This window comes from Gammaproteobacteria bacterium (genome assembly GCA_014075255.1).
Lineage (GTDB): Bacteria > Pseudomonadota > Gammaproteobacteria > UBA4575 > UBA4575 > JABDMD01.
In genome coordinates, this window is the sequence record CP046178.1 from 1,982,593 (window position 1) to 2,000,132 (window position 17,540).

General features: G+C 40.5%; 20 protein-coding genes. 10 read left to right on the top strand and 10 right to left on the bottom strand.

The window, feature by feature from the left end; genetic code table 11:
- Window positions 1–111 precede the first annotated feature (111 nt).
- The 6 genes from GKR92_10095 to GKR92_10120 all read left to right on the top strand — a co-directional run bounded on the left by GKR92_10095 (window position 112) and on the right by GKR92_10120 (window position 4,699).
- Window positions 112–684: a LemA family protein gene (locus GKR92_10095; GenBank protein QMU62024.1), complete on the top strand. Its 573-nt coding sequence runs from the start codon at window positions 112–114 to the stop codon at window positions 682–684.
- A 36-nt stretch (window positions 685–720) separates the two neighbouring features.
- Complete coding sequence (locus GKR92_10100) at window positions 721–1,638, top strand: hypothetical protein (GenBank protein ID QMU62025.1); 918 nt, start codon at window positions 721–723, stop codon at window positions 1,636–1,638.
- A 68-nt stretch (window positions 1,639–1,706) separates the two neighbouring features.
- Complete coding sequence (locus tag GKR92_10105; GenBank protein ID QMU62026.1) at window positions 1,707–2,363, top strand: TIGR04211 family SH3 domain-containing protein; 657 nt, start codon at window positions 1,707–1,709, stop codon at window positions 2,361–2,363.
- A gap of 29 nt (window positions 2,364–2,392) precedes the next feature.
- Window positions 2,393–3,160 carry an exodeoxyribonuclease III gene (gene xth, locus GKR92_10110; GenBank protein QMU62027.1) on the top strand — a complete coding sequence of 256 codons (768 nt, stop codon included), beginning with the start codon at window positions 2,393–2,395 and terminating at the stop codon, window positions 3,158–3,160.
- A gap of 288 nt (window positions 3,161–3,448) precedes the next feature.
- Window positions 3,449–4,087: an AAA family ATPase gene (locus GKR92_10115; GenBank protein QMU62028.1), complete on the top strand. Its 639-nt coding sequence runs from the start codon at window positions 3,449–3,451 to the stop codon at window positions 4,085–4,087.
- Between the two features lie 123 nt (window positions 4,088–4,210).
- Window positions 4,211–4,699: a L,D-transpeptidase family protein gene (locus tag GKR92_10120; protein ID QMU62029.1), complete on the top strand. Its 489-nt coding sequence runs from the start codon at window positions 4,211–4,213 to the stop codon at window positions 4,697–4,699.
- Between the two features lie 12 nt (window positions 4,700–4,711).
- Here the strand turns inward: GKR92_10120 and GKR92_10125 are convergent, their stop codons facing one another.
- Genes GKR92_10125 through xth (GKR92_10135) form a run of 3 tightly spaced genes read right to left on the bottom strand, consistent with a single transcriptional unit; the run spans window position 4,712 to window position 7,618 of the window.
- Window positions 4,712–5,443 carry a DUF4197 family protein gene (locus tag GKR92_10125; GenBank protein ID QMU62030.1) on the bottom strand — a complete coding sequence of 244 codons (732 nt, stop codon included), beginning with the start codon at window positions 5,441–5,443 and terminating at the stop codon, window positions 4,712–4,714.
- Window positions 5,444–5,462: 19 nt separating this feature from the next.
- Window positions 5,463–6,851, bottom strand: coding sequence for an MFS transporter (locus tag GKR92_10130; GenBank protein QMU62031.1), 1,389 nt, complete (start codon window positions 6,849–6,851; stop codon window positions 5,463–5,465).
- Window positions 6,848–7,618 carry an exodeoxyribonuclease III gene (xth, locus tag GKR92_10135; protein ID QMU62032.1) on the bottom strand — a complete coding sequence of 257 codons (771 nt, stop codon included), beginning with the start codon at window positions 7,616–7,618 and terminating at the stop codon, window positions 6,848–6,850. Before xth (GKR92_10135) ends, GKR92_10130 begins: the two co-directional genes overlap by 4 nt.
- Window positions 7,619–7,691: 73 nt before the next feature.
- On the opposite strand from xth (GKR92_10135), the gene pyrE reads away from it, so the two are divergent.
- Both pyrE and GKR92_10145 read left to right on the top strand, forming a co-directional pair.
- Complete coding sequence (gene pyrE, locus GKR92_10140; GenBank protein QMU62033.1) at window positions 7,692–8,402, top strand: orotate phosphoribosyltransferase; 711 nt, start codon at window positions 7,692–7,694, stop codon at window positions 8,400–8,402.
- An 86-nt stretch (window positions 8,403–8,488) separates the two neighbouring features.
- Window positions 8,489–9,121, top strand: coding sequence for a DUF4124 domain-containing protein (locus GKR92_10145; GenBank protein QMU62034.1), 633 nt, complete (start codon window positions 8,489–8,491; stop codon window positions 9,119–9,121).
- On the opposite strand, the gene argB is transcribed toward GKR92_10145, so the two are convergent.
- The 4 genes from argB to coaBC are packed head-to-tail and all read right to left on the bottom strand — an operon-like array spanning window position 9,107 to window position 13,112.
- Window positions 9,107–9,991: an acetylglutamate kinase gene (gene argB, locus GKR92_10150; protein ID QMU62035.1), complete on the bottom strand. Its 885-nt coding sequence runs from the start codon at window positions 9,989–9,991 to the stop codon at window positions 9,107–9,109. The genes GKR92_10145 and argB overlap by 15 nt on opposite strands.
- A gap of 26 nt (window positions 9,992–10,017) precedes the next feature.
- Window positions 10,018–11,388, bottom strand: coding sequence for a phosphomannomutase/phosphoglucomutase (locus tag GKR92_10155; protein ID QMU62036.1), 1,371 nt, complete (start codon window positions 11,386–11,388; stop codon window positions 10,018–10,020).
- Window positions 11,389–11,428: 40 nt separating this feature from the next.
- On the bottom strand, window positions 11,429–11,902 hold the full coding sequence (locus GKR92_10160; GenBank protein QMU62037.1) for a dUTP diphosphatase: 474 nt from the start codon (window positions 11,900–11,902) through the stop codon (window positions 11,429–11,431).
- Window positions 11,853–13,112 (bottom strand): bifunctional phosphopantothenoylcysteine decarboxylase/phosphopantothenate--cysteine ligase CoaBC, encoded by a 1,260-nt coding sequence (gene coaBC / locus GKR92_10165; protein QMU62038.1) that lies wholly within the window; start codon window positions 13,110–13,112, stop codon window positions 11,853–11,855. Before coaBC ends, GKR92_10160 begins: the two co-directional genes overlap by 50 nt.
- A 135-nt stretch (window positions 13,113–13,247) precedes the next feature.
- Between coaBC and radC the strand changes: the two genes are divergently transcribed.
- Complete coding sequence (gene radC, locus GKR92_10170; GenBank protein ID QMU62039.1) at window positions 13,248–13,919, top strand: DNA repair protein RadC; 672 nt, start codon at window positions 13,248–13,250, stop codon at window positions 13,917–13,919.
- A 106-nt stretch (window positions 13,920–14,025) separates the two neighbouring features.
- Here the strand turns inward: radC and mscL are convergent, their stop codons facing one another.
- The 3 genes from mscL to bioB all read right to left on the bottom strand — a co-directional run bounded on the left by mscL (window position 14,026) and on the right by bioB (window position 16,717).
- A complete protein-coding gene (gene mscL, locus GKR92_10175; protein QMU62040.1) occupies window positions 14,026–14,406 on the bottom strand; it encodes a large-conductance mechanosensitive channel protein MscL in 381 nt (126 codons plus the stop codon).
- Between the two features lie 117 nt (window positions 14,407–14,523).
- On the bottom strand, window positions 14,524–15,666 hold the full coding sequence (gene bioF / locus GKR92_10180; protein QMU62041.1) for an 8-amino-7-oxononanoate synthase: 1,143 nt from the start codon (window positions 15,664–15,666) through the stop codon (window positions 14,524–14,526).
- Window positions 15,667–15,697: 31 nt separating this feature from the next.
- Window positions 15,698–16,717 (bottom strand): biotin synthase BioB, encoded by a 1,020-nt coding sequence (bioB, locus tag GKR92_10185; GenBank protein QMU62042.1) that lies wholly within the window; start codon window positions 16,715–16,717, stop codon window positions 15,698–15,700.
- 77 nt (window positions 16,718–16,794) lie between these two features.
- On the opposite strand from bioB, the gene GKR92_10190 reads away from it, so the two are divergent.
- Complete coding sequence (locus GKR92_10190; GenBank protein QMU62043.1) at window positions 16,795–17,535, top strand: ComF family protein; 741 nt, start codon at window positions 16,795–16,797, stop codon at window positions 17,533–17,535.
- Window positions 17,536–17,540 lie beyond the last annotated feature (5 nt).

The window sequence follows — 17,540 nt, forward strand, 5'->3', positions numbered from 1 at the left end:
CTCCACACTAGTCATCATTTTACTAGCGTAGATGGTTGATTTTAAAGAAAATACCCCCATATTAATTGTTATGTAGTTGAAAATTTCAATCTAAACAACTAGGGAGCGCACATGGGAATCGGGAGCATTATTTTTCTAGCCATTATTATTGTTTTGGCTGGCTACTTCATTGTCATTTATAACAATCTAGTTAATCTAAAACACGCGGTAACTAAGGCATGGTCCAATATCGATGTGTTGTTGAAACAACGCCATGACGAAATCCCAAAACTCATTGAAGTGTGTAAGCAATACATGGGATATGAACAAGAGACGTTAACCAAAGTAATGGAAGCTCGCTCAAGAGTTTCTAATGCGCAACAATCTGGTGACATGAATGCACTGGGTTCAGGAGAAGGGATGTTGCGTATGGGCTTAGGCAACTTGTTTGCAGTAGCTGAAGATTATCCAGAACTTAAAGCAAACGAAACTTTTCAACACCTACAAGGAAGAATTTCAGGTTTAGAAAATTCGATTGCAGATCGTCGTGAGTTTTATAATGAAAGCGTAAATCGCAATAATGTTCGCATTGAACAATTTCCAGATTTAATAGTAGCGAGAGCGCTAGCTTTCAAACCATTCGAATTGCTTGAGTTTGCTGAGTCAGATACGCAAGACGTAGATGTAAAAGCATTGTTTAATTAAAGTTTGGCGCTTCTTTAACGTTTACCTTATCGTTCCGTGCAAGAATTAGCGCACTTTAGCGGTGGCGATTGGTTTTTAATAACCGCATTATTTGTTGGGGCAGTAATTTGTTTACTTGCTGCACTGCGAATGTTTCATCGGGCACGCTTGATCGAAGACATGCCCACATCAAAAATACGTTCTTGTACTCAAGGATATGTTGAGCTTCATGGCACCGCTAAATGGATGGAAGGGCCGGATATTCATGCCCCATTAAGTGGACAACCTTGTGTGTGGTACTCCTTCTCAGTTGACGAGTATGTTGCACATTCTAAACAAAAGTGGCGCCATATTGATGGTGGCGTGAGTGACCACTTGTTTTTACTAGAAGATGATACAGGTACGTGTGTTATTGATCCTGAAGATGCAGAAGTGACACCTAGCTCTTCAAACACATGGTATGGGTCTAAACGCATAAATCCTTCTGCGCACATGTCCCCACTTGACGTGTTAGGGGGCGCTATTTTTCAGTCAGGCGAAAAATACCGTTATACCGAGCGACGCTTAGATCAATATGAGTATCTCTATGCAATTGGTGAATATAGCTCGATGGGAACAGGTGTTGAAGAAAACCTTAAAGATGCGGCAAGCGCACATTTGCGTGAACTAAAACGCGATAAAGAAAAACTTGCTGAATATGATAAAAATAACGATGGCCAAATCAACCAAGAAGAGTGGGAAAATGCACGTGCCGATGCAAAAAAAATTGTATTAGAACAGCAATTATCAAGACCATTACCTAAACGCATGCATGTGCTTAAAAAACCTCAAACAAAAAAGTACCAACCTTTTTTACTTTCCTCAAAATCAGAAATTCATATTTCACGTAATAATCGCCTTTTCTCAGTAGGACTAGCATTTTTATTTGTGGTATTTGTCGTCAGTATTTTCCTGAAGACTATAGGTGCTTATTAATACTAGCCGCGTTCTATTATTTTTTTCATATAACCAAAAGTAAGGCAGTTGAGGCATAATGCTCGGCAATGAAAAAATGTTTATGTATTTCAGCATTACTTGCTCTTTGCACACAATTACTCTGGGCGCAGGAATTTGCTTACGTAACCGATTCGCTACAATTACGAGTGTACTCAAAACCAAGTGCTGAGAGCGAACTGCTACAAACAATTGCTAGCGGGGATTCCGTGGAAGTGTTTTCGACTCAAGATGGTTTCAGTCGAGTAAGTATTTACGACGGTACAGAGGGCTGGGTGAAATCAGCTTTTTTAGTAGAAGAGCCACCGGATAAACTGCTTTATTATTCAGTCAGTGAAAAGAATAAAGAGTTGGAAGCAGAAATTGAAGTGCTTAAAAATAGTGGACAAAACCAGGTTGCGGTTATAGATAACGAAGCTGAAACCAATAAAATTTATGAATTACAAAGTGCTTTAGATAAAGAACAAGAAATAAACCAGAGACTGCAAGAACAAATCGCCGACGCTGGGAATGCCCAAACAATTGAAGCTTCAATTAACCCATCTCACACGCAAAACAGAGAGTCTAAGTTAGGGCTCGATTATGAAAACAAAAAATGGACATTAATTGGCCTACCTCTAGCACTAATAATTGTGGGTCTTTTGTTGGGCGTTAAAATTTCATCATGGCGCATGAAAAAACGATTACATGGGTTTCGTTTCTCATGATTTTAACAAAGCTTATTTAAGCAGAAATTATGAAAATTGCTTCTTGGAATGTGAATTCGTTAAGAGTGCGATTGCCGCAAGTATTGGAGTGGCTGGAAGATAATCCAGTGGAAGTACTCGCTTTACAAGAAACCAAAATGGTAGATGAAGATTTTCCTTTTGAGGAAATTCAACAGGCGGGTTACCAAGTACAATATTCAGGACAAAAGACCTATAACGGAGTGGCGGTACTTTCAAAACAGGCAGGCAGTGATGTCGTAAAAGATATTAAGGGGTTGGATGACCCGCAGCGCAGGATTCTTGCTGTAACCATAGACGATGTTCGGGTATTAAATCTCTATGTGGTCAATGGCAAAGAAGTGGACTCTGATAAGTATGAGTACAAACTAGATTGGTTGAAAAAAGTTACCGCGTTTATCAAGCAAGACATAAAAAAATACCCAAACTATGTAGTGTTGGGTGATTTCAATATCGCCCCAGAAGATGCTGACGTGCATGATTCTGAAGCATGGCGAAATAAGATCTTATGTAGTGAAAAAGAGCGTAAAGCGCTGGGTACAATTACCGATTTAGGGTTTGTGGATACCTTTAGGCTATTTGATCAAGAGGTAAATACCTTCAGTTGGTGGGATTACCGCGCTGCAGGATTTCGCCGTAACCTTGGTCTGAGGATTGATTTGATTCTTGCTAGCACAGCGCTTGAGGGCAATTGCAGCTTCAGCGTAGTGGATAAGGCACCACGTAGTAATGAACGACCTTCAGATCATGCGCCAGTAATTGCTGAATTTATGTATTAAATATACGGTTAATGCTTCGATCTCCTTAAAAAGTGATCATAATGTAATTCTAGAAAAGAAGCTTCCAGCGTGCGACTGTGGTCTATAAGCCTTATCAATTTCTCTTCCTTCTTTAGAAGGTTTTATACAATAAAGTATCTCCTACCTCATCGTTGTGGCCTTACTCCACTAGCTTTTGAAAGCCACTCGCAAGAGTGTTTTGTATAGAAGTAATTAATTGCACTTGGCATGTCGTCATAGTTAAGACAAACTTCGTCTACCAATCTACATACGTGAGGTGTTAAAGAAATGCGCAACATTATGGTGATTAATTCAAAGGGTGGATCAGGAAAATCCACAATCGCGACAAATTTGGCTTCTTATTTTGCCTCGCAGAATAAGAAAGTGGTGATAATGGATTATGATCAACAAGGTAGTAGCATGGACTGGCTAGCGTCACGTTCCGCCGCCCGCCCGCCAATTGAGGGCATTGCAGCCTATAAAAAAAGCGCAAAACGCCCTAGCCGAAATACCGACTTTGTCATTCATGATGCCCCAGCCAGAATGCATGGTGGTGATCTAAGCAAAATGTTGAATAAAGCCCAAACTATTCTTATACCGGTGTTGCCTTCGCCCATTGATATGCGCGCGGTGAGTGGATTCATCGCGGAATTAAAAAAATCAGCGCCCGTTCAACGTAAAAGAGCAAAACTCGCACTGGTTGCAAATCGCTCTCGTGACTATACAAACATCTATTGGGAACTGGATGACTTCCTTAGTAAGCAGCGTATACCGTTTTTAACCATGTTACGGGACAGTCAAAATTACATTAAAGCCGCAGAACGAGGATTAGGAATATTTGAAATGGCGCCGGGTGCCACCGAGCTTGACCGTGAAATGTGGGAGCCCATCCTAAAATGGGTTAAAAGTAAGCGCAGTCAGCCGTAAAATTAACTAGGTTAGCAAATTGAATTGCCACACTTTCTGATTTGGCATTAATAACGAGAGTGCAACCTTGATAAAATATTTTAGACCACGAAAAATAATCTGTATTAGTTTTAGCATAGCGTTTTGCATTACTTTTTTTTAATTAGTACGGTTCATGCTTCTACAGAAGATGCGACCATAATCGATAAAGCAGATTATGTGGTGGTTAAAAAAGCTGAACGTAAGCTATATCTATATCGCGGTAGCGAACTTCTTAAAACTTATCGAATTGCGCTTGGCAAACAACCAGATGGGCATAAAGCGCGTGAAGGCGATTCCCGTACACCAGAAGGTATTTACACTTTAGATTGGCGTAATCCTAATAGTAAGTTTTACCGCTCTATTCATGTTTCTTACCCCAGTAAGACAGATCATCGTGATGCACGCGAACGTGGTGATTCTCCAGGCGGTGCAATTATGATTCACGGCCAACCCAGTAATTGGGTAGAAAAAACAAGCCTTTTATTTAATCAAGACGATTGGACGGAAGGCTGCATTGCTGTACAAGATCATGAAATGGATGAAATCTGGGAGTCTGTGGAAGACGGCACTCTCATCGAAATCATTCCATAATATTTCGTTATATTACTTAGCGAAAACTTTTTTCAATAAATCTGTTGTCCGTGCAACAGGGTTAGTTCTTATCTTAGCTTCTTCTACTGCAAGGTAGTGAAAAATTCCATCCATACCTTTTTCTACAACATAACTACTTAAATCCGCTTTAGCATCTGGAACTAAAGGGAGCTTTTTATATTGCCCAATCGCTTTGTCGTAACTTTGTATTGCTCCAGCTTCTGACAAACTGTCATTCACTATAGGGGTGAATTCTGTTACTAAGTCAGGTGTCATTTTAGATTGGAAATAACGTGTTGCAGCATCGTTTTCTCCACCTAGGATGTTACGTGCATCATCAAGCGTCATTGCTTGGATTGCATTAAAAAATAATTCCTTTGCTTTTGGCGTAGCAATCTCTGCCGCTCGATTCAATCGCGTTTCTAAATCATCCAGCATGCCACTCATACCAACTTTGTCTAAAGTGGATTGCACTTTCTTCAAACTATTGGGTAATGGTATATGAATACTTGGGTCAGCATTAAAACCATCCGTAACACCCAGTTGGTTAACGACTAAATCAGAACCTACACGTAATGCTTCTTTAAGGCCTGAAGAAACTTCTCCATCCGTTAATTTACTCGCACTAGAAGAGGTGACGCCTGATTCATTTAATAATTCTTTTGCCTTATCAAACCAACCCGCATGTAAGCTCCCAGCAAACACACATGTAAAAAACGTAATAGTTAACAATTTAAACTTCATGACTGACTCCTGAGGAATGTTATTTTATATTTTGACCTTCCGTACGCGTATTTGTTCTAAAAAGTTTATCTTTTCGAGAGTACAAGAAGATTGCTAGCACTATGGATGGCACTCCTAGCATGGCCGCATAAATAAAGAAATTTGCGTAACCGATGTTATCCACTATTTGACCAGAGAATCCACCAATGAACTTACCTGGCAGTAGCATAATAGAACTGAATAAGGCGTATTGTGTGGCCGTGTAAGCACGATTAGTAAGTCCTGATAAATATGCAATAAATGTAGAGCCCGCAATTCCTCCGCTTAAATTATCTGCAGTAATAACAGTTGCGAGCATAAATATATCTGCAGCTTGTGTAGCCATCCAAGCAAATACAAGATTTGTAAGCACAACAAGTATTGCTGAAATAATCAGCATTATAAAAACCCCATAGCGCATTACTAATACACCGCCTATTAGTGCGCCCAATATGGTAACCGTAATTCCAAACGTACCTTTAATTAAACCAAGCTGAGTATCTGTAAAACCCATATCTACATATAAAGGCCCTGCCATAACACCCATGGTGATGTCACTAATACGAAATAGGCCAATAAACAGAAGAATTAATAAAGCTAAGAGTCCATTTCTTTTAAAGAAGTCTATAAAGGGACAAGCAACCGCTCCTATTAGCCAAGCAATAATTGTACGCAATGAATTAGGTAATTTGGAATTCTGGTCTAAGTATGAAGTAACACGTTTTTCCTGCGTCCATGTTTGTTGATCGATACTTCGTTTAGGTTCAGAAATTATGAAAGTAGATATTAAGCCTACAAACATAGCGCAGCCCATTAAGAAATAGGCAACATTCCATGAAAAACTTCCTGCAATAGTAGCTGCACCACCAAATGCTAGGATGAGTCCTAATCGATAACCTATTTGATATGCACCAGCCATTGCGCCTTGATGGTCTACAGAGGCTGATTCAATGCGCCAAGCATCAATACTTATATCTTGTGTTGCAGAAGAAAATGCAACTAAAAGTGCGCCTATTACTAATGCACCTATCTGAACAGATGGGTCTGTACTTGCCATCCACCATAAACCAAATATCACGCCTAATTGCGCTACTAGCATCCAACTACGTCTCTGACCTAAAAAGCTAGTTAGAAATGGAATCGATAGACGATCTACAAGAGGTGCCCATAAAAATTTTAGTCCATAAAATAGCGTTACCCATGAGATAAACCCAATTGCACTCCGGTCTACCCCTTCTCTTCGCAACCAAATTGAAAGTGTTCCAAAGACTAAAAATAGTGGTAGACCCGCAGAAAATCCCAAAAATAACATGGCAAGAACTTTAGGCTCTTTATAAACCTTTAGTGCTTCTGACCAAGAGATTTTTTTAGAATAGACGCTCAATTTTATAGTTTGTAATCAATAATTAAGGGAGCATGATCTGAAAAGCGTTCATCTTTATAGATACTAACTTTTTTGGCCACATCCTTTAATTTTGGTGTTGCAATATGGTAATCAATCCGCCAGCCGACATTATTAGCCCAAGCTTGACCTCGATTCGACCACCAAGTGTATTGATCTTCTTTTGGATTAAACTCTCTGAATACATCTATATAACCAATGTCATCAAATAAACAGTCTAACCAAGCGCGTTCTTCAGGCAAAAAGCCTGAGTTTTTCTTATTCCCTCGCCAGTTCTTCAAGTCAATTTCTTTATGGGCAATATTCCAATCACCGCAAATAATGTATTCCTTTTTGCGCCGCTTTAAGTTTTTTAGATGTTTCATAAAGGTTTTCATGAAACGAAATTTGGCCTCTTGTCTTTCGTCGCTGGAAGAACCAGATGGGGCGTATAAAGAAACTACTGCAAGATTCTCGAATTGTAGTTCTAAGTAACGACCTTCACTGTCAAATTCATCATCGCCGTATTTTCTTATTACTTTTATTGGCTCATGCTTACTGTAAACCGCTACACCACTGTAGCCTTTTTTAACTGCATCGACGTAATAACAATGATAACCCTTAGGGAAATAGATAGGGTCTTCCTCAAGTTGATGAATTTGTGCTTTGGTTTCTTGTATGCAGACTACATCGGCCTTTTGCTTTTTCAACCAATCAAAAAAGCCCTTACGAGCCGCCGCTCGTATACCGTTTACATTGACTGTGATGATGCGCATAGTTAATTGGGATTAGATCAAAATAAATTAATTTTTAGTACACTAGCAAAGATCCCTTAATAAAAATATCCACATGAAAAATAGTACTAAGTTTATTCAATTTGCAGTTGAGCAGGGTGTTTTACAGTTTGGTGAATTTACACTTAAATCTGGCCGAATTAGCCCATACTTTTTTAATGCTGGATTATTCAATGACGGGCAAGCATTGGATCGACTAAGTCAGTTCTATGCCCAAGCGATCGTAGATGCAAATTTGGATTTTGATATGCTTTTTGGACCTGCTTACAAAGGCATTCCGTTGGTAGCAGTTGTGGCTATGACTTTATCACGAGACCACGGTAGAAATTATCCCTATGCCTTTAATCGCAAAGAAGTGAAAATACATGGTGATGGGGGACATATAGTTGGTGCACCCTTAAGCGGAAAGATATTGATCCTTGATGACGTAATTACAGCTGGAACTGCCATTAATGAGGCAGCAGAGATCATTAATCAGGCGGGGCCCATGGCGCAGGTAAAAGGTGTGGTAATAGCCTTTGATCGTCAAGAGCGCAGTAGTGACCAATCGCTTTCTGCCGTTCAACAAGTTGAACGAGATTTAAATATATCGGTTACAACAGTGGCGGGTGCGAGAGAACTTATCGAATATGCAGAAAGCAACAATATGTATGGTGAGCATCTAGAAGCACTTAAAAACTACCTGGAAAAGTACCAGTCTATTACCTTACAACAAACAAGGTTAATGTTTTTGCTGGGTTGTGGTCCTTATATGACGAGTGAGTAAAGTTTCGCGATTAAACAAGCTATTTTGACTCTAACTTTTTAGTATATGGTAGTAAAATTCCCAATAGAAAAACACAGATAAGCAATATGTTCCCAGCAAAATATCTAAGCTACTTGTTATTAATCCTGGTCTTAAGCATGACAAGTAATGTGTATGCCGAGTTTTATCGCTGGGTAGACAATACTGGCACCATTCACTATAGCGATAGCTTGCCTCCAGCTGAATCTCAAAAGAAACAAGAACTATTAAATGATACCGGTCGTGTGGTGAAAACAATTCCAGCACCTAAAACAGTAGGCGAAATAGAAGAAGTGCAGCGTTTAGCTAAATTAGAGAAACTAAAAAAACAAAAAACAGAAAAGGCAGAACATAGAGATCGTGTTTTATTAGCCATGTATTTAACCGTAGAAGATATTGAGCTCGTGCGTGATGAGCGAATTGAAACAGTAGAGTCCGCGATAAGAATTACTATGATACGTAAAAATAGATTTACTAATAAACTTGATGAATTAAATTCATCTGAGCAACGTTTAAAGGCTAACGGCAATAACACTCCATCTTGGCTAACCAAAAGTCGTAAGCACTACAAAGAACAACTTGCTAATGTCGACGATATCCTTGCGATTAAAGAAAAAGAAAAATTGGTTATTAAAAAACGCTTTGCCGGAGACATCAATCGTTATTTAGAACTGAAAGATCCTGAGTTAGCTGCTGAGTAAAGTTCCAACACCCTGATCGGTAAATAATTCTAATAGTACCGCGTGTTGAACACGCCCATCAATAATATGTGCATTTTTCACGCCTGATGAAATTGCATCCCAAGCACAAGTTACTTTAGGCAACATACCATCCTTAATTATTTCACTAGCAATAAGTTGCTTGATTTCATCATACTTAAGACCTGTTAAAAGCTCACCGTCCTTCTGTACCCCTGGCGTATTGGTTAGCAGAATAAGTTTTTCTGCACGTAGCGCTGAGGCTACTTTGCCAGCGACAAAATCCGCATTAATATTTAATGACTCTCCATTTTCACCTAAGCCAATTGGCGCAATGACTGGTATGATTCGATCCTTATTCAGTTGCTCGAGATATTCAGGATTCACTTTTCTAACTTCGCCTACATGACCTACATCAATAATTTCAGGCACTTCTAATTCTTCTGATTTGTGCGTTATCGTTAAGCGCTTAGCTTGAATTACGCCGTTCTCTTTGCCCATCATGCCTTTTGCATTGCCACCATGTTGGGTGATGAGATCGACAATTTCTTTATTAACGATTCCACCTAAAACCTGTTCAACCACCTGCATAGTTTCGCTATCCGTAACGCGCATTCCTTCAATAAATTCAGTTTTTTTGCCTAGTTTCTCTAGTGTTTGTCCAATTTGGGGACCACCACCGTGCACAATTACAGGATTAATGCCTACCTGTTTCAATAACACTATGTCACGAGCAAAACTACTTTTTAAATCTTCATCTACCATCGCATTGCCACCATATTTGATGACTATTGTTTTACCAGAGAATTTTTGAATATAAGGTAAAGCCTCAATTAAAACTCTGGCGATTGTATCGGCGCTGCTTGGTTCCATGTGGATATTAGCTACTAACAAGAAAGTTAAAATGGCAATTCAATATTAGAATCCGTTTTAGACATTTGTTGACGAAAATCATTTTTAATACTCTCTATTACTCTTTCATCATCTGCTTCAAATCGAATCACTAAAGAAGGTGTTGTATTTGAAGCGCGCACAAGGCCCCAACCATTTTGGTAATCAGCACGGATGCCATCAATAGTTGTGATCTTTGCATCAGGGAGGTCCACGAGGCTGGCAAATTTTTGCATAAACACGTGTTGTGCTCCGTCCTCATCAAAGTGTACGTTAATTTCTGGCGTACTGATTGAGTTTGGTAGAGTAGAAAATAGATCGCTACTCGACAGATCTTGCTTAGCAAGAATTTCTAATAAGCGTGCAGCACTATAAAGTGCATCATCAAAGCCATACCAGCGCTCTTTGAAAAAGATATGTCCACTCATTTCACCCGCTAATTCAGCGCCTGTTTCTGACATTTTGTTTTTAATAAATGAATGACCTGTTTTCCACATTATGGCTTCGCCACCGGCTGCTTCAATTACGGCTGCTAAATTTCTAGATGATTTCACATCAAAAATGATTTTTGCTCCCGGCTTTCTGGAAAGTACGTCACGAGAATAAAGCATCATTTGGCGATCTGCCCATAATACTTCTCCCTTATCATCAACAACCCCAACTCGGTCACCGTCACCGTCAAAAGCAAGGCCTAAGTGCAGTTTATTTTTATGCACACATGTAATTAAATCTTCAAGGTTTTTTGGATCGCTGGGATTGGGGTGGTGGTTAGGAAAACTCCCATCTACATCACAATATAAATCGAAAATTTCACACCCTAGTTGTTTAAATAATGTTAGTGCAGCGGGTCCTGCAACACCATTGCCACAGTCAACGCCGATTCGTAGAGGACGCGCAAGTTTCACGTCTTCGGCTATTCTTGAAATGTAAGTATCTAATAGATCTTCTTGTTTAATACTGCCTGCTTCGGACTTAAGTTGATTATTTATAATACATTGGTAAATGGCCTGTATGTCTTCACCATGCAGTGTTCTTCCATCCATTACCATTTTCAGGCCGTTATATTCAGGTGGGTTATGGCTGCCAGTCACCATTACACCTGCACCGGTGTTAAGTTTATGAGTGGCGTAATACAACACAGGCGTTGGCACTTCACCAATATCTATAACTTCACAGCCACAAGCCTGCAGGCCATGGCTTAGACTATCTACCAGCTGTTTACTAGACATTCTGCCATCACGGCCCACAACCACGGTTTTACTGTTTGGATACAGGCCTCCTAAAGCTTGGCCTATCAATGTGACGACTTCTGGTTTCAGCGCAGTCTTAACCACACCGCGGATATCGTAAGCACGAAAAATATGGGGATCTATATTCATTGTTTTAATTTAAATGTGAAATAGAGAAACTAGCAAAACTCTAAGTTGTGCCGGTGTGACCGAAGCCACCCTCACCTCGATCCGATACTGTAAATTCTTCAACAATTTCAAATTCAGTTTGCACTATCGGCACGATAACCAATTGAGCAATACGATCCCCCACATCGATAGAAAATGTTTCGCTGCCACGATTCCAAAGCGATACCATTAGCGGGCCTTGATAGTCTGAATCAATCAATCCGACTAGGTTGCCTAAAACGATCCCATGTTTGTGGCCTAGGCCTGAACGTGGTAAAATGGTTGCGGCAAGCCCAGGGTCTTGGATGTAAATGGAGATGCCTGTTGGGATTAATACAGTTTCACCTGGTGAAATAGTTATTGATGCATCAACACAGGCGCGTAAATCCATCCCTGCAGATCCAGCAGTGGCATAAGTAGGTAGCGGGATTTCTTTACCGATGCGGCTATCGAGTATTCTGACTTCGGTCTTTTGCGTTTTTGAGTACTGTGACATTGCTTCTCTTATCTGTGTTGGCGTAACGTTCTGCGATTAGACCAATAAGTCGTCGCGCGATTTTTGTTTTTGTATCACGCTCTAGTGAGCAATGTCCACCTGTCCAAAAAACTTCTAGTGCATTTTCTGGGCTATCAAAACCAATGTTGTCATCAGAGACATCATTACCTGCGATCATATCCAGGCGTTTACGCTCTAATTTCTGTTTGGCATATTTATTAAGTTCACGAGTCTCTGCTGCAAAGCCCACCACAAAAGGTTTGTTATCTTGTCTAGCCACCTCAGCAATAATGTCAGGGTTGCGCACCATGGTTACGGATAGATCATCATGTAGCTTTTTTATTTTCTCAGGTTGTTTAGTAACGGGTCGATAATCTGCAACGGCAGCACAGCTTATAAAGATTTGTTGAGTATTAATATCTGTTTGCACCGCATCAAACATTTCTTGTGCGGTTGTTACGGAGATACATTCAATGTCATCAGGTACCGCTAATGAAACTGGCCCAGATATGAGTTGTACGTTGGCGCCTGCGTCATGAGCCGCTTCTGCAATGGCATAACCCATTCGACCTGAACTGCGATTACTGATGTATCGCACTGGATCAATGGGTTCGCGAGTAGGGCCAGCCGTTACCATGACATTGATCCCGGTTAGTTCGCCCGTATTAAATAAATTACTTAATGAAAGGAGTAGTTGATGAGGTTCAAACATGCGCCCTTCGCCTACATCTCCACAAGCTTGTGAGCCGGCAGCAGGACCAAAAAATAATAAGCCGCGCTTGCGTAACAGTTCAACATTATCTTGTGTTGCACTATTAGCCCACATGGCTTGATTCATCGCCGGAGCTAATGCAATGGGCACTTTAGTTGCTAAGCATGTTGTACTGAGCAAATCATCCGCACCACCGTGGGTCAATTTTGCAATGGTATTTGCACTCGCAGGTGCGATAAGTACCGCATCTGCCCAGCGAGCCAATTCAATATGGTCCATCCCATTTGCAGATTCGGCATGTTCAAACTCATCGGATAGAACGGGGTTGCCAGATAAAGCCTGGAATGTAAGGGGAGTAATGAATTCTTTAGCAGATCGAGTCATGACTACACGCACATGTGCATGTGCACGAATTAATTCACGCACTATTTCTGCACTTTTGTAAGCAGCTATACCACCACTTACGCCGAGCAAAATATTTTTATTGGCTAGAGACATGAGATTAGTCTATCAAAGATAGCTAGGGAGATGGTTTAATAACCATCACGCTTTACCATATGCTAATAGCCTTTTGTCAGTGATTGCTTTTTATATCAAGGGCTTATATGCATTAGTAAGATATTAGGGGGATAAATGGCGATACCAGATTGGCCAGAAGGGGAACGTCCACGGGAACGCTTACTTGATCAAGGTTCGAATGCGCTTTCTGATGCCGAGCTACTAGCAATATTTTTACGCACCGGCGTGAAAGGAAAATCTGCCGTCGATTTGGCTCGTGACCTGCTAAATGATTTTGGTGGCTTGCGTAAGCTATTGTCTACTGACTTGAAATCATTTTGCCAAGCTAAAGGATTGGGCGAAGCAAAATATGCACAATTACAGGCATGTCTTGAAATGTCACGCAGATATTTGCGTGAATCCTTAGAGCGTGAAGGGCCTTTATCTAATCCAGATGATGCGGAGCAATTTTTACTTATGCGGATGCGGGATTATGGCAAGGAAGTATTCGCTTGCTTATTTTTAGATACCAAAAATCGAGTAATTGAATTTGAAGAATTATTTGTCGGCAGTTTACACAGTGCGGAAGTGCACCCAAGGGAAGTGGTGAAGCAAGCACTAAAACATAATGCCAATGCAGTTATCCTTGCGCATAATCATCCTTCGGGTGATTCAAAACCGAGCCAGTCGGATATTGAAATTACCCATACTTTGCGTGATGCCTTGTCATTAATGGATATTAAAGTGTTAGATCACTTAATTATTGGCGATGATGTGATATCGCTTGCCGAATTAGGGCAGCTGTAATCTATAAATAATTCACAGACATAAAAAAACCCACGCAATCGATTTACGCGGGTTTTTTGTCTTAATTAATAAGAAATTTATTTCAAATATTTTTATTCCTTCTTTTTTACTTTTTTAGGCTGTCACGAATTTCGCGAAGTAAAACAACATCTTCTGGTGGAGCCGCAGGTGCCGCTTCTTCTTTTTTCTTCATGCTGTTAACCGCTTTAATAATCATGAAAATTACAAAAGCAATAATTAAGAAGTTAATAAGTGCTTGAATAAATGCACCGTAGCCAAATATAGCAGCACCTTCACCTTCTCCAAGTGGCATGCCGAGAGTGCTGAAATCCACGCCACCCGTAAATAAACCAACTATTGGCATGATAATGTCATCGACCAATGAACCAACTACTGCGGATACAGCTGCACCGATGATAATACCGGTAGCCATATCCATCATGTTGCCTTTCATGACGAATTCCTTAAATTCACTTACCATTCCCATGATAAATCCTCCTGAGATTATTATAGTTATAAGAGTCGGAAAGAACTGTAATCAGCAATACTTGAAAATGCAAGCTAACTTATTGACGCTTTATCTAGTTGATTGTAATGAAAATAATTATGTTACTAATTGTTCAAGAGCAACTATAAGCTGATCGATCTGCTGTTTGGTATGTGTAGCCGAGAAACTTATTCTCAATCTTGCAGTGTTATTTGGAACGGTTGGTGGGCGAATAGCAGGCGCAAGTATTCCAGTTTTTAAAAGATTCTTACTGACTTCTAAGGCAGTTTCTGATGAGCCTAAAATAATGGGTTGTATGGGAGTGCTTGAGGCAGATACATTTATGCCAACGTGTTGGCATCGATCTTGAAAATACTGAATCAACTCTTGTAAATGTTCTCTGCGCCAAGCTTCTTGTTTGATGAGTTGTAGGCTGGCTCGTGTGGCTTCTGCGATGGCAGGCGGTAGGGCAGTAGTATAAATATAGCTATGTGCTTTTTGTATTACCCACTCAATGGTTTCTTTTCTTGCCGCAACAAAGGCTCCAAAGGTGCCAAAGGCTTTGCCCAGTGTGCCAATTAAAATGTCGTCATTAGATAATAAACCTTCTGTACAGCCTTTGCCTTGTTTGCCAAGCACGCCTATGCCGTGAGCATCATCGACGATTAATGCAGCACTATGTTTTTTGGCTATCGTCTGTAATATTTTAAATGGAGTGATCGTGCCGTCCATACTAAACACACCATCGGTTAAAATGAATTTGCTAGATTTTTCTTCTGCAGCAATATTCTTTTCCAACTGATTGGTTTCTTGATGTGCATAACGGCTTAATTTTGCACGTGATAACAAAACCGCATCATTCAAAGAAGCATGATTTAGTTTGTCTGCAAAAATTGTGCTGTTACGTGTAGCTAAAGCACTGACTACGCCTAAGTTCGCCATATAACCGGTTGAAAACAGCAATGCTTGCTCACAACCAAGAAATTCCGCTAGTTCTTCTTCTAAAGCGGCATGACTTTGGTGATGACCTGTAATGAGATGTGAAGCGCCTGAGCCAACACCACTTTCTTGCGTAGCACTAGTTAAGCGTTCAATTACTTTTGGATGATTCGCTAGACCTAAATAATCATTACTGCAAAAAGATAAAATTTTTTGTCCATTAATAATTGGCTCAACTTGCTGAGCCGAGGAAATCAATTTTCGAGTTCTGAAAAGATTTTCGTGCTTAAGTTTGTCTAGCTTTGTTGCTAGATCTTTCATACCAAAGCCTCACGGAATAGAGAGGGCAAGCTTAATTAACGGCAGCTGCTTGACTAGAGTCAATCTCAGAATGAAGAGCAGCATTGATAGGGTCATTTACGCTATCTGCCTGAATGCCAAGCTTGTTAAACAATGCTCGGTCTTTTTCAGTCTCTGGGTTTTTAGCAGTTAATAACGTCTCACCATAAAATATAGAATTCGCTCCGGCAAAAAAGCACAACGCTTGGGTCTGTTCATTCATTTCTTCACGCCCGGCTGATAAACGCACATAGGTCTTAGGCATCAAGATGCGTGCAATCGCAATGGTACGAATGAACTCAAACGGATCAAGGTCGTCTACGTTTTCAAGTGGCGTGCCTTTGATTTTAATTAACATATTAATCGGTACCGACTCAGGGTGTTGAGGCAGGTTCGCTAGTTGTAATAACAAACCCGCTCGATCTTCGCGAGATTCTCCCATACCTAAAATGCCACCACTGCACACGTTAATGCCGGAATTACGAACATGTTCTAGAGTATCTAAGCGATCTTGGTAAGTACGGGTGGTAATCACGCTGCCATAAAACTCTGGAGAGGTGTCTAGGTTGTGGTTGTAATAATCCAGCCCAGCTATTTTTAACTTCTGCGCTTGCAGCTCGGTGAGCATGCCCACCGTTACACAGGTTTCCAATCCAAGGTCTTTAACCACTTCGATCATTTTAATAACCTGATCTAAGTTTTTATCCGAAGGGTTACGCCAAGCAGCGCCCATGCAAAATCTTGAGGCGCCGGCTTCTCTGGCAGCTTCTGCATTTTCCTTCACTTCATCTAGAGATAACAAACGCTCTTTTTCAATCTCCGTATCATAGTGGCCACTTTGTGGGCAGTAGGAACAGTCTTCAGAGCAGGAGCCGGTTTTAACCGAAAGCAACGTGCTGACTTGTACTTTATTAGGATCGTGATTTTCACGAAAAATACGATGTGCTAAATATAGTAAATCGTTAAATGGCAGTTGATATAGGTCTAAGACCTCATGTTTTTTCCAGTCATTGCGCATAGTTTCAGATTGCATAGAGTTGCTTTGCTATAAAGGTTAACGATAATAGTGCCAGCAAGTCTAATCTTTTGCAGTGGGGTGTCAATAAAAGCATGACTACTAGGATACCGCTAATTACTTCAGCTTTTAAAAAAGCAGGTGCGCTGTTGTATCCGAAAGTGTGTCTGCATTGCAACGATGCGGGGCATAACGGAATGGATCTTTGTGAGAGATGTTTGCAAAGATTGCCTTGGGTGGAATACGCCTGTAGTCGTTGCGCGCTCCCATTGCAGAGCGGGAAAGCTTCTGTTTGTGGGGCATGTAGTAATCGTGAACTATATTTTGATCATGCTTCAACACCCTTTCAGTTTGACGGGTTTATTCGTGATGCAATTTATCAATTCAAATTTAATAACAAGCTTAATCAAGGCAAGCTACTTGCTGAGCTTTTGTTACAACATATTGAGGAAAAACAACTAGAGGTTCCTGAACTGATTATTCCTGTGCCGCTGCATAAAAAACGCATGCGACAACGTGGGTATAACCAGGCATTGGAAATCGCGCGTATTATCAGCAAAGAATTAGCCAAAGAATGGGGCAGTCAGCTTGATTACGATATTGTGTATCGGAATCGTGACACTAGTGTACAAATGGACTTACCGGCAAAGCAACGACATAAAAATGTCAAAGGTGCTTTTTCAGTTAACGAGAATTCAACCGTTTTGAAAAACAAACAGGTTTGTATTATTGATGATGTGATGACGACGGGGAATACGGTTAATGAAATGGCAAAGTGTTTGAAGGAAGCTGGTGTGGATAGGGTTGGTGTTTGGTGTATAGCACGTGTTGCTTGATGGCG

Bases quoted from the DNA above. Each gene is read 5' to 3' on its own strand.
- GKR92_10095 (QMU62024.1), top strand. From the start codon at position 112: ATGGGAATCGGGAGCATTATTTTTCTAGCCATTATTATTGTTTTGGCT.
- GKR92_10105 (QMU62026.1), top strand. From the start codon at position 1,707: ATGAAAAAATGTTTATGTATTTCAGCATTACTTGCTCTTTGCACACAA.
- xth (QMU62027.1), top strand. From the start codon at position 2,393: ATGAAAATTGCTTCTTGGAATGTGAATTCGTTAAGAGTGCGATTGCCG.
- GKR92_10115 (QMU62028.1), top strand. From the start codon at position 3,449: ATGCGCAACATTATGGTGATTAATTCAAAGGGTGGATCAGGAAAATCC.
- GKR92_10125 (QMU62030.1), bottom strand. From the start codon at position 5,443: ATGAAGTTTAAATTGTTAACTATTACGTTTTTTACATGTGTGTTTGCT.
- xth (QMU62032.1), bottom strand. From the start codon at position 7,618: ATGCGCATCATCACAGTCAATGTAAACGGTATACGAGCGGCGGCTCGT.
- pyrE (QMU62033.1), top strand. From the start codon at position 7,692: ATGAAAAATAGTACTAAGTTTATTCAATTTGCAGTTGAGCAGGGTGTT.
- GKR92_10145 (QMU62034.1), top strand. From the start codon at position 8,489: ATGTTCCCAGCAAAATATCTAAGCTACTTGTTATTAATCCTGGTCTTA.
- argB (QMU62035.1), bottom strand. From the start codon at position 9,991: ATGGAACCAAGCAGCGCCGATACAATCGCCAGAGTTTTAATTGAGGCT.
- GKR92_10155 (QMU62036.1), bottom strand. From the start codon at position 11,388: ATGAATATAGATCCCCATATTTTTCGTGCTTACGATATCCGCGGTGTG.
- GKR92_10160 (QMU62037.1), bottom strand. From the start codon at position 11,902: ATGTCACAGTACTCAAAAACGCAAAAGACCGAAGTCAGAATACTCGAT.
- coaBC (QMU62038.1), bottom strand. From the start codon at position 13,112: ATGTCTCTAGCCAATAAAAATATTTTGCTCGGCGTAAGTGGTGGTATA.
- radC (QMU62039.1), top strand. From the start codon at position 13,248: ATGGCGATACCAGATTGGCCAGAAGGGGAACGTCCACGGGAACGCTTA.
- mscL (QMU62040.1), bottom strand. From the start codon at position 14,406: ATGGGAATGGTAAGTGAATTTAAGGAATTCGTCATGAAAGGCAACATG.
- bioF (QMU62041.1), bottom strand. From the start codon at position 15,666: ATGAAAGATCTAGCAACAAAGCTAGACAAACTTAAGCACGAAAATCTT.
- bioB (QMU62042.1), bottom strand. From the start codon at position 16,717: ATGCAATCTGAAACTATGCGCAATGACTGGAAAAAACATGAGGTCTTA.
- GKR92_10190 (QMU62043.1), top strand. From the start codon at position 16,795: ATGACTACTAGGATACCGCTAATTACTTCAGCTTTTAAAAAAGCAGGT.